This window comes from Desulfococcus sp., assembly GCF_041737845.1.
In the GTDB taxonomy this organism is placed as follows: Bacteria; Desulfobacterota; Desulfobacteria; order Desulfobacterales; family Desulfococcaceae; genus Desulfococcus.
The window spans coordinates 13,128-29,699 of the sequence record NZ_JBGSQX010000174.1; the positions used below are offsets into that span (position 1 = coordinate 13,128).

Consider the following 16,572-nt stretch of genomic DNA (forward strand, 5'->3'; position numbering starts at 1 on the left):
AGGCGCATTGTTTGTGCCCGGGATTATAGCTTGCAGGCAGCGGCGCTGACGCGCTGCAGCGAACAGCAGAGGTGATTCATGGACGCAACAGAACTCATTGCACTCGAACAGAAGCTGGGCGCCCACAATTACAAGCCCCTCGACGTGGTTCTTCGGCGGGGGGAAGGGGTGTGGGTCTGGGATGTGGACGGAAGGCGATACCTGGACTGCCTTTCCGCCTACTCGGCGGTCAACCAGGGCCATTGCCACCCCGGGATCTTCAAAGCCATGGTCGAGCAGGCCGCCCGTCTGACCCTCACCTCCAGGGCATTCCGGAATGACCAGTTGGGGCTGTTCTACCAGGAGATCTGCGGGCTGACCCGCAGCCACAAGGTGCTCCCCATGAACAGCGGCGCCGAAGCCGTGGAAACCGTCATCAAGACGGTCCGGAAATGGGGATACAAAATCAAGGGGGTGCCCGAGAACCAGGCCGAAATCATCGTCTGCCGCAACAATTTTCACGGCAGGACCATCACCATCATCAGCTTCAGCACCGACGACAGCTCCCGGGAGGGATTCGGCCCCTTTACGCCGGGGTTCCGGGTGATTCCCTTCGGCGACGCCGCGGCCCTCGAGGCGGCCGTTACCCCGAACACCGTGGGGTTTCTGGTGGAGCCGATCCAGGGGGAGGCCGGCGTCATCATTCCGCCCGACGGCTATCTGAAGGCGGCAAGGGAACTCTGCCGAAACCACAACATCGTCCTGATCCTGGATGAAATCCAGACCGGCCTGGGGCGGACAGGAAAGCTGCTGGCCGAGGAGCACGAAGGCATCGAGGCCGATCTGACCCTGGTGGGGAAGGCCCTGTCCGGCGGCTTCTATCCGATCTCGGCCGTCCTCTCCAACAGCGAGGTTCTGGGGGTGCTTCAGCCCGGGGAGCACGGCAGCACCTTCGGAGGCAACCCGCTGGCCTGCGCAGTTGCAAGGGCGGCCCTCAAAGTTCTCATCGAGGAGGGCATGATTGAAAACGCCGCCGCGGTGGGCGCCTATTTTCTCGAGGGCCTGCGGCAGATTCAAAGCCCCGTCATCAAAGAGGTCCGCGGCAGGGGCCTCATGATCGGCCTCGAATTCCACCCCGAGGCCGGCGGCGCCCGCCCTTACTGCTACCGGTTGAAGGACAAAGGTATTCTGTGCAAGGAAACCCACGATCACACCATCCGGTTTGCCCCGCCGCTGGTGATCACCCGGGAGACCGTTGATTGGGCGCTCGACATCATCCAATCGGTCATTTCCGAATCCTGACGCCTCCGTCAGAGATCGATTTTTTTCAGACATCGCCACGCATAGGTGTTGAACTATATCCCGCCATCAGGTAAAAAACACCCAGGATTCGGAGGATGCCGACTTCCGGCGCCATGGGGCCCGTTCATACCCCCGCCGCGAAAACAGCCTCCCCAGGCAATCCTCAAGGCGGCAAAACACCACGACAACCACGCTTTTCAGGCAGGGAGACGCGCCATGGCATTCAACCTGAGGAACAGGCATTTCCTGACACTGCTCGATTTTACCCCGGAGGAGATCGGGTTTCTGATCACCCTCGCGGCCGACCTGAAAAAAGCCAAGTACGCCGGCATCGAAGCGCCCAGGCTTTCGGGCAAAAACATCGCTTTGATCTTCGAAAAAGCCTCCACCCGGACCCGGTGCGCGTTTGAAACCGCCGCCCACGACCAGGGCGCCCATGTGACCTATCTGGGGCCGTCCGGTTCACAGATGGGGACCAAGGAGTCGATGAAGGACACGGCCCGGGTCCTCGGCAGAATGTACGACGGCATCCAGTACCGGGGGTTCGCCCAGGAGACGATCGAGATCCTGGCCAGATTCGCGGGGGTGCCGGTCTGGAACGGCCTCACCGACGCGTTTCACCCCACCCAGGTGCTGGCCGATCTCCTGACCATGACGGAGCACTGCGACCGCCCCCTCCGGCGGATGTCCCTGGCTTACCTGGGGGACGCCCGGAACAACATGGGCAACTCCCTCCTGGTGGGGGCCGCCAAGATGGGCATGGATTTCCGGGCCGTCGCGCCCGAGTCCCTCCAGCCAAGACCGTCGCTGGTCAAAAAGGCCCTGGACATCGCACGGGAGACCGGCGGCGCCATATCGATCACCGACCAGGTCGACGCAGGGGTCAGGGGCTGCGATTTCCTTTACACGGACGTCTGGGTCTCCATGGGGGAGGCGGATGAGGTCTGGAAGGATCGGATCGCCCTTCTGAAGCCTTACCAGGTCAACGCCGCCGTCATGGCCATGACCGGAAACCCCGACACAAAATTCCTCCACTGCCTTCCTGCCTTTCACAACCGGGAAACCGCAGTCGGCGAGGAAATTTACCGGAAGTTCGGGCTTCCGGCCATGGAGGTGACCGACGACGTCTTCGAATCCGGGGCCTCCATCGTCTTTGACCAGGCGGAAAACCGGGTCCACACCATCAAGGCGGTGATGGTGGCGACCCTGGGCGCATGACGGCCGCCCGAAGCCGATATCCACCCCTTGGACAGGAATCACACAGGAGAGTGCATGGCCAGGTTTCCATTGAAGCATGTGTATGAAGCCCAGCAGTTCGATCGCGGCCTGCTGGACACGGTATTTGAGGTGGCGGACGACATGAGGCGGGACATGTCCGAGGGCGGCAGGCGCTTCGGCCGGGCTTTGGCCAACAAGATCATGGCATCCCTCTTCTACGAGCCCTCGACCCGGACGCGGTTCTCCTTCGAGGCCGCCATGCTGCGGCTGGGCGGCAGCATCATCACCACGGAAAACGCCCGGGAGTTCTCCAGCGCCGCCAAGGGGGAGAGCCTCTACGACTCGACCCGGATCATCAACGGATACGCCGACATCATCGTCATGCGTCACCATGAGGCCGGCAGCGCCGAAAAGGCGGCCCAGGTCTCGACAGCCCCGGTCATCAACGCCGGCGACGGCGCGGGCCAGCACCCGACCCAGGCCCTGCTCGACCTCTATACCATCCAGTCCCACTTCCATGAGATCAACAACCTCAAGGTCGCCATGGTGGGCGACCTGAAGTACGGCCGCACCGTCCGGTCCCTCTCCTATCTCCTGACCAAATACTCGGGCATCCAGATCATCTTCGTATCGCCGTCCGTCTGCCGGATGGAATCGGATATCAAGAATTATCTGGACAAGGCCGGGGTTTCCTGGGAGGAGGAGACCGACCTCGACACCGTGCTGCCCCTTGTCGACTGCGTCTACATGACTCGGATCCAGCGCGAGCGCTTCATTGTCCCGGAAGACTATGACGCAGCCGCCGGGAAGTATATCCTCACCATAGGCAAGGTGCTCCGGATGAAACCCGACGCGATCATCATGCACCCCCTCCCGCGGCTGAACGAGATCTCCCAGGAGGTGGACGACGATCCCCGGGCCCACTATTTCAAGCAGGCCCAAAACGGCCTCTACATCCGCATGGCCCTCCTCCATCTGCTTTTGACCGCGGATTGAAAAAGCCCTCCGGATCACGAAAAACGCCCGAAAGGATACGGAAAATGGTGGAAAAAGTCATCATCATGGGCGCCGCGGGGCGTGACTTTCACAACTTCAACGTCTACTTCAGAGACAACCACCGCTACCAGGTCGTCGGCTTCACCGCCACCCAGATTCCCAACATCGACGGCCGATGCTATCCTGCGGCGCTGTCGGGAACCCTTTACCCCGAGGGGATCCCCATCTATCCGGACCGGGAGCTTGCCGATCTGATCCGGCGGCACGGCGCAGACCTCGTGGCCTTCTCCTACAGCGACGTCCCCCACACCGAGGTCATGCACAAGGCCTCCATCGTCACCGCCGCCGGCGCGGATTTCATCATCATCGGTGCACCCTACACCATGCTCCAGTCCACCCGCCCGATCGTCTCGGTCTGCGCCGTCCGGACCGGGTGCGGCAAGTCCCAGACCAGCAGGCAGGTCCTCCGCATCCTGCGGGAGATGGGCAAGCGGGCGGTGTCGGTGCGCCACCCCATGCCCTACGGCGACCTGGCCGAGCAGGCGGTCCAGCGCTTCGCGTCCCACGCGGATTTGGACCGCCACCGCTGCACCATCGAAGAGCGGGAGGAGTACGAGCCGGTGGTCGACATGGGCGTCGTGATCTATGCGGGGATTGACTACGAAAAAATCCTGAGGCAGGCCGAGACCGAGGCCGACGTCATCGTCTGGGACGGGGGCAACAACGACACCCCGTTCTACAAACCCGACGTCCACATCGTGGTCTTCGATCCCCACCGGGCCGGCCACGAGACCCTGTACCACCCCGGCGAAACCAACATGCTCATGGCCGACATCGCCATCATCAACAAGGTGGACAGCGCCGAGCCCGAAAAGGTCGAACAGGTGCGGCGGACCATCGAGCGGCACAATCCGTCCGCTGCGATCATTTTGGCCGATTCGGCGGTCATCCCCGAAGATCCGGACGCCATCCGGGGCAAACAGGTCCTGGTGGTGGAGGACGGCCCCACCCTGACCCACGGGGAGATGAGCTTCGGCGCCGGCGTCATCGCCGCCCGGCGCTTCGGCGCGAAAGGAATGGTCGACCCCCGGCCGTTCCTCGAAGGCTCCCTCGTGAAGACCTTCGAAGACTACCCCGGGATCGGCACCCTCCTGCCGGCCATGGGGTACAGCGCGGCCCAGGTCAGGGACCTGGAAGCCACCATCAACCGCACCCCGTGCGACCTCGTTCTGTCGGCCACCCCCATCGACCTGGCACGGATCATCACGGTAAGGCATCCCATTCAGCGAATCCGCTACGAATATCAGGACAACAGCCGGCCGACCCTGGCCGAGGTGCTGCGGGCGCGGCTGCCGGCTTGACATCCCGCGGCGGGGCTTAATCAGCGGTGCCATATTAAAGGAGCCATGATGGCGGACAAGCGAAACGAAAAACCCATCCTGCTGATCGCCCTGGGGGGCAACGCCCTGATCAAAAAGGGACAGGAGGGGACCATTTCAGAGCAGTTCGATAACCTGCGGGTCCCCGTCCGCCAGATCGCGCGCCTCTCCACCCGGTACCGCATCATCATCACCCACGGCAACGGACCGCAGGTCGGCAACCTCCTCCTGCAGCAGGAGTGCTGTGAAACGGTGCCCAAACTGCCGCTGGAGATCCTGGTCGCCCAGACCGAGGGGCAGATCGGCTATATGATCGAATCAACCCTCGACACCGAGCTCATGGCCCTGGGCATCGACTGGCGCCCCCTGGTCAGCCTGCTCACCTACGTCGTGGTGGACCGGGACGACCCGGCCTTCCGAAACCCCACCAAGCCCATCGGCCCGGCATTCCCCAGGGAAAAAGCCCGCACCCTCCCCTACCCCGTCATGGAAACGGCCAAAGGATACCGCCGCGTCGTGGCCTCTCCCAACCCGGTGACCATCGTCGAGCGGCGAGAGATCCAGCGGCTCATCGACATGGACTTCATCGTCATCTGCTGCGGGGGCGGCGGCATCCCCGTCATCCGGGAGGGCCGGGCCTTCAGCGGCGTGGACGCGGTCATCGACAAGGACCTGGCCAGCGTCCGGCTGGCCTGCGAGGTGGGGGCCGACATCTTCATGATTGCCACGGACGTCGACGGCGCCATGATCCATTTCGGGACGGAAAAAGCCAGGCTCCTGAACCGCCTGACGGCGGCGGAAGCCTCGGCCCATATGGCGGCGGGCCACTTCCCGGAGGGGTCCATGGGCCCCAAGATGACCGCCGCCGTGGAATTTATCCGGGCGGGCGGGCGGCGGGCCGTCATCACCTCCGTCGAAAAGATCGAACCTGCGGTGGACGACCTCTCGGTGGGGACACAGTTTGCGGGGTGAGGTTGAGAGCCAATGGCTGCTTGGTCGGTACTTATTCGCTGAAGCCGGGGATGCTGCTGCATTTTTATGGCGTCGATGGTTTGTGCAAGCGCCGCTTGCACAAATTGAGGGAAAAACGGTGCTGTCTGGAATTGCTTGGTCAATTGTCCAACAAGCTGTTGGATAAATTTCCGTTGTGAGTCTGGATACCCTGCGCGGGTATGACGAATATTTATATCCCTTCGCGTCTTCGCGCCTTCGCGTGAGGCCATTTCTTTCCTTCGTGTCTTCGTGCCTTCGTGTGAGACCTGCCCGTTATTCATCGCCGCCCTCCGGGTTGCCGAATTCTGCTTCAAGCTCCTCTATCGACGGCAGACTCGATTTCAGATTATCCGGCAGCGCGCGGGTGAGCTGGTATTGCGAAACACCCATGGGTTTGTGAATATCGCTCAGCGCATACTCCACCACGACGCGATCCCGTGTTTTGCACAGCAAAATCCCAATCGTCGGCTCATCCCGATCCCCGCGCAACTGCTCATCCACCGCCTTCAGATAAAAATTGAGTTTACCGGCATACTCCGGCTCAAACTCGCCGGTCTTGAGTTCAATGACGACATAGCAATGAAGTTTCGTGTGATAAAACAGCAGGTCGAGGAAGAAATCCCGCTCACCCACCTGCAACTCTTTTTGGCGTCCGACATAGGCGAAACCGGCACCCAGCTCTAAAAGGAATTTGGTGATATGGTCGGTCAGTGCCTTTTCCAGATCCCGTTCGTTGTAATCCGCCGTCATTGTCAGGAAGTCGAAGTTATACGGATCTTTAATCAACTGTTGCGCCAGGTCCGACTGCGGGGCGGGGAGCGTCTCCGCAAAATTGGTGACGGCCTTTCCCTCGCGCTCATACAGACCGCTCTCAATCTGGTGGATCAAGACATTACGGCTCCAATTGTGTTCGATGGTTTTGTTCACATAGAAAAGTGCCTCGGTGACATTTTTGCATTTGGAGATAATCTCCCGGTTGTGTCCCCAAGGGATTTGAACCAATTTGGCCACAGCTTGTGGCCATTTTAATTGCAGAGATAGTTGCTCCACTTTTATCGGTTCTTCCGAAGCTGGCAATTGCGAAGCAACCTGTTGCGCAATTTGGCCACAGCTTGTGGCCAAATCAGCAACACCCTCAGCGTAAAAGAGATACCATTGGCGAATCGATCTGATATTGCGATATGAAAACCCCTTCATGTCCGGAAATTCCGCCATCAGGTCGGCGCTCAACTGCTTCAGGAACCCGCTGCCCCATTGGGCCGACTTCTGGCGCTCCACAATGTCCGCGCCCAGATCCCAATAGAAGGTCAGCAGGGCGGTATTCACCTGCACCGCCGCCTTCACCTGCGCCTGCCGCAACCGCTGCTTGATATCCTTCAGCCAGTCGCGATATTCCACCGCTGTCAAATGGGCATCGCTCATGCCTTCCCCCCCAGACAGGCCATCAGCTCGGCCTTGAGCACCCGCTGCGCCGCTTCGAGCTGGTGGACGATCTGCTGGTACTCGGCCATCAGCTCCTCGGGGTTGCGGTGGTTGACCTCCACCTCGTGCGGGTTCTTGCAGTCCAGGTTGTAGTTGCGCTCGGCCAGCTCCTTGGCCGAGACCTTCCAGGCCTGCTCGGTAATCTTGCGGCCTTTGCGCTCGGCTCCGCCCCACCACCCTTTTTCGAGGTCGAACTCGGCGATGGTCAGGGGCTTGGAGCGGGAGTAGGACTTGTAGCCGTCCGGATAGGGGTGCGCGAAGAACCAGACATCCCTGGTCGGGCCGCCCTTTTCGAAGAAGAGCATATTGGTGGCGATGCTGGTGTAGGGGGCAAAGACACCCTTGGGCAGGCGGACGATGGTGTGGAGGTTGAACTCTTCGAGCAGTTCGCGTTTGAGGTTGGTCTTGACGCCTTCGCCGAACAGGAAGCCATCGGGCAGCACCACGGCGGCCTTGCCTGTGTCGTGCTTGAGCCGGTGCATGATGAGTGCCATGAAGAGGTCGGCAGTCTCGCGGGTCTGATACTTGCGCGGAAAGTTGTTCTCGATGCCGTCCTCTTCCATGCCGCCGAAAGGCGGATTGGTGATAATCAGATCCACCCGGTCGCGGGGGCCGTAGTCCTTGAGGGGACGACTCAGGGTGTTGTCGTGCCTGATGTTGGTCGGAACGTCGATGCCGTGGAGCATCATGTTGGTCATGGCCAGCATGTAGGGCAGCGGTTTTTTTTCCACGCCGTGGATACTCTCCTGCACCAGTTTGCGGTCGTCGGCGGTCTTGACCTGCTGCTTCAGGTGCTCGATGGCGCAGGTGAGAAAGCCGCCGGTGCCGCAGGCCGGGTCGATGAGGGTCTGGCCGAGCCGGGGGTCGAGCATATCGACCATGAACCGGGTGACGGCGCGGGGGGTGTAGTATTCACCGGCGTTGCCGGCCGATTGCAGGTCGGCAAGGATCTTTTCGTAGATGTCGTTGAACAGATGGCGGTCGCCGGATTTGTTGAAGTCCACATCCGCCTCGATGGTGTTGATCACCTGACGCAACAGAGTGCCGGACTTCATGTAGTTATAGGCGTCCTCGAACACCGAGCCAACCACCTTGCCTTGCGGCGAGACACCGGCGGCCGTGGCCAGTTTCTTGAGCGCCGGGAAGAGGTCCTTGTTGACGAAGTCGATCAGCTCTTCGCCGGTCATCCCTTCGGGGTTTTTGGCCCAGTTGGACCAGCGGAAGCGGCTGGGCAGCGGCGATTTGTAGCCGGATACGGTAAGCTGCCACTCCTGTTCCTTGTCGTCGAAGATCTTCAGGAAAAGCAGCCAGACCATCTGGCTGATGCGCTGAGCGTCGCCATCGACGCCGACATCCTTGCGCATGATATCCTGGATGGCTTTGATGAGGGTGGTCAGGGACATGGTTGTTGATCTCCAGTTCTTCTATCTTGTCCTTCCCGCGTAGGCGGGAATCCAGTGGTTATATCCTGGGTCCCCGCCTACGTGGGGACGACGCAAAATTTGTTATTCCCGTTTACTACTTTCTGTCATTCCCGCATGCCTGCCCTCGTGTAGAGGGGGGGCGGGAATCCAGAAAATTCAAATCAAGGTTTCGTACAAATCGTTCCAATCAGGGTTCTGCTCTTCAATCAGTCGCAATTTCCAGGCACGGTTCCATTTCTTGATCTGCTTTTCGCGGGTAATCGCGGAATTCATGTCTTCATGCTGTTCGAAGTACAGCAGGCGGTGTATGCCATATTTTTTTGTGAAGCCTTCTATCAGATCGTTTTTGTGTTCCCACACCCGTTTGATCAGGTCACTGGTTACCCCGGTGTACAGAGTGCCATTTCTCTGGCTTGCGAGGATGTAGACGCAGGGTTGCTTCACTTCACCCTCCTGAATTCCCGCCTGCGCGGGAATGACGGTCTGGGAGGTAAAGCGCCTCCTCTACATCTCTTCGTTTCTTCACGTGAGACCACTCCATTACCCGGCATACAGCGCTTTCTCCAACTCATACACAGCCTGCTGATACTGATCCAGTCCACCAAAGCCGCGGATGATTTCCATCGGCGTCCCGAATTCGGTAAAGGGGGCAATGGTGAGGATCTGCGTCTCTTCGATATGGGCCACACCTTCATCGGCGTACTTGTCGAGCAGGGCTTCCAGCACCCGGCGGGCCTGCTCTCCGTATTGGGTGAAGTAGTTACGCTTTTTCACCTGCTCTGCCCGCTCCTTGGGGTGAGGGGCGGCACATCCCAAGCGACATGGCAGACCAGATCGAAGGGGTCGAATTCTTTACCGGATTGCCGCCCGATCTCATCGGCAAGGGCATCGAAGAACACCCTTTGTTCGGAGAGTTCGTCGATGATGGCCTGCTTCTTGTCGGTGCGGTTCCAGCTGCGGAGAAAATCGTCGAGGGAGGCGTATTCCCTGGCCAGGGCCTTGCGGGTGTAATCCTTGAGGGATTCGGTGATCAGTTTGCCGTTGGCATCGAAATACTGGACGCGCTCGGCGGCCACCTTGACCTCGACATTGGCCACTACGTAACGGCGAACGCCGCCGCCTTCCTCTTCCGGGCCGGGTTCGGCGACGCCGGTCCACTCCTGGTCTTCTCCGGGTTCCGGGTAGGTGACGCTACCGCAACTTTCGGCTTCGTCTGAGACGTCCGGCGGCACAGGTGATTCATCCCCCCTGGGTTCGTAGATCTGCACCGGATCACCGTCGAAATCAGGGTCGGCAAACAGCTCGGTGGCCTTTTTGAAATCGATGATGGTGAAGTAATACTTGCCGTAGTCTTCGTTGATGCGGGTGCCACGCCCGATGAGCTGCTTGAACTCGGTCATGGACTGAATGCGCTGGTCGAGCACGATCAGTTTGCAGGTCTGCGCATCCACGCCGGTGGTCATCAACTTGGAGGTGGTGGCAATGACCGGGTATTTACTCTCTGGAAAAATGAAGTTGTCGAGCTCGGCCTTGCCTTCCTCGTTATCGCCGGTGATGCGCATGACGTATTTGCTGTTTTGCGCCACCAGGTCGGCGTTTTCATTGACCAAGGACTGGCGCATACGCTCGGCATGGTCGATGTTTTCACAGAAGACAATTGCCTTGTCGAAGCGGTTGGTCTGCCTAAGGAACTCGGTGATCTTTTTGGCCACCAGCTGGGTGCGCTGCTCAAGGACCAGGGTCTTGTCAAAATCCTTCTGGTTGTAAATGCGATCCTCGATTTCAAAGCCGTGTTTGTCGATCATGCCCTTGTCGGGCCGCCAACCGGTCAAATCCCGGTCGAGATCGATGCGCACCACCTTGTAGGGCGCTAAAAACCCGTCGTCGATCCCCTGCCTGAGGGAGTAGGTGTAGATGGGATCGCCGAAATAGCCGATGTTGGAAACCTCTTTGGTCTCCTTGGGCGTAGCGGTCAGGCCGATCTGGGTGGCTGAAGAAAAGTATTCGAGAATCTCACGCCAGGCCGAGTCGATGGCGGCGCTGCCCCGGTGGCACTCGTCGATGACGATGAGATCGAAAAAATCGGGGCTGAACTGCTTGTAGATGTTTCTCTCTTCTTCGGTACCGGTCACCGCCTGATAGAGCGAGAGGTAGATCTCGTAGGATTTGTTGGCCTGGCGCTTCTGGATCTTGGTCATGGCCGAGCCGAACGGCTTGAAGTCGTTGGTCATGGTCTGGTCGACCAGGATGTTACGGTCGGCAAGAAACAAGATGCGCTTCTTCGCCTTGGCCTTCCAAAGCCGCCAGATGATCTGAAAGGCGGTGAAGGTCTTGCCCGTGCCGGTGGCCATGACCAGCAAGATGCGGTTCTGGCCGCGAGCGATCGCCTCGATGGTCTTGTTGATGGCCAGAAATTGGTAATAGCGCGGACTCTTATCGCTGCCGTCGCTGTAGTAATCCTGGGTAACAAGCGCATTTTGCCGGTCGTTCAGACCACGGTGTGCCGCCCACCATTGCCACAGCGTTTGTGCCGAGGGGAATTCGTTGAGTGCAAGCTCCTGCTCGATGATGCCGTCCGAGGCGACCTTGTTATGAAACAGGAAGCCGTCACCGTTGGAGCTGAACACGAACGGGACTTGCAGCATTTCGGCATAGCCCAGCGCCTGTTGCAGGCCATCGCCAACAGTGTGGTTGTTGTCCTTTGCTTTGATAATGGCGATGGGGATGTTCGGTTTGTAGAACAAAACGTAATCGGCGCGTTTGTGCCTGGCGCGGGCATGCAGCTTGCCACGCACGATGATACGTCCCTTGGTGAGTGGAAATTCCTCCATGACCTGGGTTGAGATATCCCAACCCGCCTTCTCCAGGGCGGGCGTTATGTACTTTGTGCAGATATCGCGCTCGGAAAGTTTTTTCTTGATCATCAGAGCAACTTCCCCTGCGCTTTTATCCGCTCACAGAAGGCTTCAAATTGCGCCCGGGCGAGCTTGAAGGGAACCGTCTTGGCGGTTTCCCAACCATTGATCGTGGCGAAGCTCACGCCCGGCTCATGGGCCGGTTCTTCCTGACTGAGCCCCAGTTGCAGGCGAACTTCTTTGACCATTTTTGCAAAATTTTCCGGTGCCCCTGCCATAACGGTTTGCCTCAAATCTCGGTACGCTGCCGCTTCCCTGGTAGCGAATGAACGCAATTTGCCCAATCTGCACACAGGCCCCTGATCTTATCCCGGTTCCGGTTCAACAGGTCGATTTCAAACAGCCCTACGGCAGCAGGCGGATCCCGGTATAGGTCGATTTGCTGAGGAGGATCCGGAGGAATCCGCCGGGGGGCGGGGCCAGGAACAAGAGCGCGATCATGGCCGCGTAAATGACCAGGGTGGATTTCATATCTTTGAGGGAGAGGAGCTTCAGGGCCGTGCCGAAGGAGCCCTTGAGGCCCATGCCGGAAAAACTGACGCTGTGGAGTTCATCCAGGAGCAGATGGATGAAAAACCCCATGAAGAGAAAAAAGCCGCCCATCCAGGCAGTTCCGGCGGAGATGCCCCGCACCTGGTCCAGGAGGATCACGGCCATCAGGCCGAAGGTGATCCCGGCCGGGATGGAATGAATGATGCCGCGGTGTACGGTCATCCGGATGAAGAATGAAAAGAGGAGATACTTGACGGCGAGGAAGACCGCAAGCCAGATGAGAACCAGCTCGATGACCGAATGCCCCCAGCGCTGCCCGAACATCACGACAAAGGCGATGACAAAGGAGAGGACGTCGAAGGTGATCTTGAGGGCGGTGGAGTTGTCGGCGTCGATGTCCGGAAGGACCCCTCCGACGCTCCCCAGAATGAAGTAGAGCAATACCTGGTCCGGCCGTGCGGCCCCCGCAGCCAGAAGGCAGGTCGCCGCAATGCCGGAGGCGGCGCATGCCGCGGTGATATGGGTTTTGAAATCGGCCACCGCAGGCGACGCCCCTATTCCGTTTTCTCCGGAGCATCCCCCGGTGGGTCACCCGGGCCGTGCACTGCTTCGAACACCGTTTTATAGACCGATTTGAAGGCCTCGGAAAACGAGGTCGGCGATACCCGGCCGGTCTCGATGAATTTCACGACGATTTCCTTGGCTGCTCTCAATATTTGTTCATCGACAGAGGATGCCATACCAGTTTCCTTTACAGGGTTGAATCCAGGTCATAGGGAGTCAGGCTGCGAACCCCGGTTTCGGTGACGAGAACCGTCTGCTCAAACTGGGCCGAGAGGGAGCCGTCCCGGGTCACGGCCGTCCATTGATCGGAGAGGACGCGGAGTTCCTTCCGTCCCAGGTTGATCATGGGCTCGATGGTGAAAACCATGCCCGGCACCAGGGCTACGCCTTCGCCGCGTCGGCCATAATGGGGGATCTGGGGCGCCTCGTGGAAGTCGAATCCGACGCCGTGCCCCACGAATTCCCGGACCACGGAACACCCGTGGCCTTCCGCATATTCCTGAATCGCCCAGCCGATATCCCCCAGGGTATTCCCGGGGGCCACCATGGCGATGCCCCGCAGGAGGCATTCCCGGGCCACCCGAACGATCTTCCGGGCATCCTCGCCGGGGGTGCCCACAAAATAGGTCTTGTTGGCGTCGGCGTAATACCCGTCGAGAATCGAGGTGACATCCACGTTGACGATATCGCCCTCATTGAGCACCCGCTTCCCGGGGATGCCGTGGCAGATCACCTCGTTGACGGAGACACAGACGCTCTTGGGATATCCCCGGTAATGCAGGGGGGCCGGACGGGCACCGTGCTTCAGGGTGAACTCGTGGACCAGGGTATTGATCTCTTCCGTCTCCATGCCCGGCCGGATCGCCCTTTCCGCCAGGTCAAGGGTCTCCACCACCAGCCGCCCCGCCCGCTCGATGGCCTCGATATCCCCGGGCGCCTTGAGCCGGATCTTGTACTGTTTCCAGTACGACTCCCTCAGATCGCCGGCTTCGGGTTCTTTCTTCCCGAGGCAGCACTGTTTATATTTGAGGCCGCTGCCGCACGGGCAGGGGTCGTTTCTACCGACTTTTTCCTTGTTTTTTTTCATTGGTTTAAAACCCGGCACAGATATTTCCGGAGCAGATCAAAGGGGATGATGATGATGGAAAATGCAACGATATACAGCCATTCCACCGGCAGAAGCGGCACCGTCCGGAAGATCTCCCCCCCGAAATAGGTCACGATCACCTGGATCAGAAAAATGATGCCGACAACCTTCAGAAACCCCTTGTTCTCCAAAATATGCCCAAAAAGGTTAAACTCTTCCACCCTGACATTGAATTTATTAAAATTATTCAAAAAAACAAAAACACCAAAAAATGCCGTCATGAATGCGGCCTCATTGTGAAACAGCCCCCGAACGGCGGGGATTTTCAGGAAGATGATGGAGATCAGGGTGATGAACAGGCCGTTGGCGAGAATGGAAGACCACATGCCCCCGGTGATCAGGCTTTCATCGCGCCGCTTGGGTTTTTCCGCCATATGCTTGGCCAGCGGCGGCTCGCCGGAAAAAGCCAGCGCGGCCAGGGTGTCCATGATCAGGTTGACCCAGAGGAGCTGGATCATGGTGAGCGGCAGCTTGAAGCCCAGAAAGGGTCCGAGAAAGGCGATGGCGATGGCGCTGACGTTCACGGTGAGCTGAAAGGTGATGAACTTCTGGATCGACCGGTAGATGGTCCGGCCGTAGTGGACCGAGTTGGTGATGGACTGGATGTTGTCGTCCAGGACCACGATATCCGACGCCTCCTTGGCAACCTCCGTCCCGCTGCCCAATCCGAACCCGATGTCGGCGTTGGCGAGGGCCGGGCTGTCGTTGACCCCGTCCCCCGTCATCCCCACCACCAGCCCGGCTTCCTGAGCCACCTTGACCAGGCGCATCTTATCCTGGGGCAGGCACCGCGACACCACGTTCAGGTCGGGCAGGAGCACCCTCAGCTCGTCATCCGAAAGCTCGGCCATCTCCGCGGAGCGGATGGACTTCTTTTTTTCGCCGTTCAAAAGCCCCGCCTCCCGGGCGATGGCGTTGGCCGTGCCGCTGCGGTCGCCCGTCAGCATGACCACGTGAATCCCCGCGTGCTGGAGGGTCTCGATGGCCGCCCGCGACTCGGGGCGCAGCTCGTCCCGGATCAGGGAAAACCCCAGAAGCGTCATCCCTTCCGGCAGTTCCTTCATGTTGTCGGAGGCGTCTTCGGCAGAGATGCCCTCCTGAACGGCTGCGGCGATCAGCCTGTAGCCGTCGTCGGCCTTCCGGTCGATGGCCAGGTTGACGACCGTCTTCTCTGCCTCGGAAATGGGGACCCGCGAGCCGTCGGCGGCAAAGTGGTGGGTGCAGTTGCTGAGAATCCGCTCCGGGGCGCCCTTGATCAGGGTCATCTCCTCCCCCCCGAGGGTTCTGATGCCGGCCGCCGAAAACTTGCGGGCGGAGTTGAACAGCACCTGAAAAACATTCTCCGCCGCCGGTTCGACGCATGCGCTCACATCCGCGCGGATGAACTTGAGCAGGGCCCGCTCCGTGATGTTGCCCCCGATGATCCGCTCCTCCTCCTTTATGGCCTCGCAGTTCACGATGCACGACGTGTTCTCGCGGAGCGACAGGTCAAGGAGCCGGGCCAGGACGTCCGGTATGGCCTCGAACCGGTCATATTCGACGATGCGGACATCGTCCCCGCCGCCCTCGATGGCCATGAACCCCACGGCGTCGAGCTTGCCCTGGGTGATCGTCCCCGTCTTGTCGGCAAACAGGAGGTTGAGGCTCCCCGAGGTCTCGACGCCCACCAACTGCCGGACCAGGACGTTCGACTTCAGGAGCTTCCGCATGTTCTGGGCCAGAACGATGGCGATCATCATGGGCAGCCCCTCGGGCACGGCGACCACGATGATAATGACCGCGAGGATGAGGGCCGTCACGATGTCGAGGAGCAGCACCTGCCAGTTGGATACATAGGCCAGCATGGCCGCGGCTTCCCCGCCGTTGTCGAGATAGATCGCCTTGAACATGAAGGCCGCGCCGATAAAGGAGGCGCCGATGTAGCCGAATCTGGCGATGTCGTCGGCCAGCTTGGCGAGCTTCACCCGAAGCGGCCCGATGCGGTTGTCCGTCTGAAGCCCCTCCGAAAGCCGGCCCAACTGGGTCTGGTCGCCGACCTTCAGGACGACCATGGCCGCCTCTCCGTCCTCGACGATGGTGCCGCGGTAGACCGAATGGGCATTCCCAAGATTCGAAAGGTCGGGCTCGCCGGGTTTTTTGGTGACCGGCACCGGCTCGCCGGTCAGGGCCGCCTGGTTGACCTTGACCTTTCCCTGAACGATTTTGCCGTCCGCCGGTATCTTGTCGCCGGGCTGGAGAAGCACCACGTCCCCCACGACAATGTCGTCGATGCCGATGATCCTGAGGGCTCCGCCCCGAAAAACGTTGATCAGGATCTTGGATGCCTCCTCCTGGAGCTTCTGGAAGGTCTGCTCGTTCTTGAATTCGGAGGCCGTGGCGACAAGGGTCGCCAGGACCACCGCGGCGGCGATGGCCACCCCCTCATACCATTCCGCGAACCCGAAAACGGCAAGGCCGGTGACGATGACCAGCGCCACCACGAGGATAATGATCATGGGGTCCTTGAAATTGTCTTGCAGCTTGTCCCAGAAGGTTTCCACCTCCTGGGGGCTGATCTGGTTGGAGCCGTGCTCGCGGCGGGAGGCTTCCACCTCGCTCTCGCCGAGTCCTCTGTAACTGAACATATCTTCCTCGCTGTGGTGTTGTTTTATTAAACGCAGTCTGCCGTCGCCCGGGGTTCG

At 59.8% G+C, this 16,572-nt stretch carries 13 protein-coding genes and 1 pseudogene; 5 read left to right on the forward strand and 9 right to left on the reverse strand.

The window, feature by feature from the left end; all coding sequences use genetic code 11:
* Positions 1 to 78 precede the first annotated feature (78 nt).
* From rocD to ACEW8N_RS21295, 5 genes are all read left to right on the forward strand, one after another.
* Positions 79 to 1,281: an ornithine--oxo-acid transaminase gene (rocD, locus tag ACEW8N_RS21275; RefSeq protein WP_373501883.1), complete on the forward strand. Its 1,203-nt coding sequence runs from the start codon at positions 79 to 81 to the stop codon at positions 1,279 to 1,281.
* Positions 1,282 to 1,497: 216 nt separating this feature from the next.
* On the forward strand, positions 1,498 to 2,499 hold the full coding sequence (argF, locus tag ACEW8N_RS21280; protein ID WP_373501884.1) for an ornithine carbamoyltransferase: 1,002 nt from the start codon (positions 1,498 to 1,500) through the stop codon (positions 2,497 to 2,499).
* A 54-nt stretch (positions 2,500 to 2,553) separates the two neighbouring features.
* Positions 2,554 to 3,495, forward strand: a complete 942-nt coding sequence (gene pyrB, locus ACEW8N_RS21285) for an aspartate carbamoyltransferase (RefSeq protein WP_373501885.1) — start codon at positions 2,554 to 2,556, stop codon at positions 3,493 to 3,495.
* A 44-nt stretch (positions 3,496 to 3,539) separates the two neighbouring features.
* Positions 3,540 to 4,856 carry a cyclic 2,3-diphosphoglycerate synthase gene (locus ACEW8N_RS21290; protein WP_373501886.1) on the forward strand — a complete coding sequence of 439 codons (1,317 nt, stop codon included), beginning with the start codon at positions 3,540 to 3,542 and terminating at the stop codon, positions 4,854 to 4,856.
* A gap of 48 nt (positions 4,857 to 4,904) precedes the next feature.
* Positions 4,905 to 5,846, forward strand: a complete 942-nt coding sequence (locus ACEW8N_RS21295) for a carbamate kinase (RefSeq protein WP_373501887.1) — start codon at positions 4,905 to 4,907, stop codon at positions 5,844 to 5,846.
* Positions 5,847 to 6,140: 294 nt separating this feature from the next.
* On the opposite strand, the gene ACEW8N_RS21300 is transcribed toward ACEW8N_RS21295, so the two are convergent.
* From ACEW8N_RS21300 to ACEW8N_RS21340, 9 genes and pseudogenes are all read right to left on the reverse strand, one after another.
* Positions 6,141 to 7,289 (reverse strand): YhcG family protein, encoded by a 1,149-nt coding sequence (locus tag ACEW8N_RS21300; RefSeq protein ID WP_373501888.1) that lies wholly within the window; start codon positions 7,287 to 7,289, stop codon positions 6,141 to 6,143.
* The gene (locus ACEW8N_RS21305; protein WP_373501889.1) at positions 7,286 to 8,752 is read right to left on the reverse strand and encodes an N-6 DNA methylase; all 1,467 of its coding nucleotides are present in this window, start codon (positions 8,750 to 8,752) and stop codon (positions 7,286 to 7,288) included. Before ACEW8N_RS21305 ends, ACEW8N_RS21300 begins: the two co-directional genes overlap by 4 nt.
* Positions 8,753 to 8,929: 177 nt before the next feature.
* Positions 8,930 to 9,217, reverse strand: coding sequence for a GIY-YIG nuclease family protein (locus tag ACEW8N_RS21310; protein ID WP_373501890.1), 288 nt, complete (start codon positions 9,215 to 9,217; stop codon positions 8,930 to 8,932).
* Between the two features lie 96 nt (positions 9,218 to 9,313).
* Positions 9,314 to 11,697: pseudogene (gene hsdR, locus ACEW8N_RS21315) on the reverse strand (EcoAI/FtnUII family type I restriction enzme subunit R).
* The gene (locus ACEW8N_RS21320; protein ID WP_373501891.1) at positions 11,697 to 11,906 is read right to left on the reverse strand and encodes a helix-turn-helix domain-containing protein; all 210 of its coding nucleotides are present in this window, start codon (positions 11,904 to 11,906) and stop codon (positions 11,697 to 11,699) included. The pseudogene hsdR and the gene ACEW8N_RS21320 overlap by 1 nt, the downstream one beginning before the upstream one ends.
* Before the next feature lie 127 nt (positions 11,907 to 12,033).
* Complete coding sequence (locus tag ACEW8N_RS21325) at positions 12,034 to 12,720, reverse strand: metal-dependent hydrolase (RefSeq protein WP_373501892.1); 687 nt, start codon at positions 12,718 to 12,720, stop codon at positions 12,034 to 12,036.
* A gap of 14 nt (positions 12,721 to 12,734) precedes the next feature.
* Positions 12,735 to 12,920 carry a hypothetical protein gene (locus tag ACEW8N_RS21330; protein WP_373501893.1) on the reverse strand — a complete coding sequence of 62 codons (186 nt, stop codon included), beginning with the start codon at positions 12,918 to 12,920 and terminating at the stop codon, positions 12,735 to 12,737.
* 11 nt (positions 12,921 to 12,931) lie between these two features.
* On the reverse strand, positions 12,932 to 13,831 hold the full coding sequence (gene map, locus ACEW8N_RS21335) for a type I methionyl aminopeptidase (protein WP_373501894.1): 900 nt from the start codon (positions 13,829 to 13,831) through the stop codon (positions 12,932 to 12,934).
* Complete coding sequence (locus ACEW8N_RS21340) at positions 13,828 to 16,515, reverse strand: calcium-translocating P-type ATPase, PMCA-type (protein WP_373501895.1); 2,688 nt, start codon at positions 16,513 to 16,515, stop codon at positions 13,828 to 13,830. The genes map and ACEW8N_RS21340 overlap by 4 nt, the downstream gene beginning before the upstream one ends.
* Positions 16,516 to 16,572: the final 57 nt, after the last annotated feature.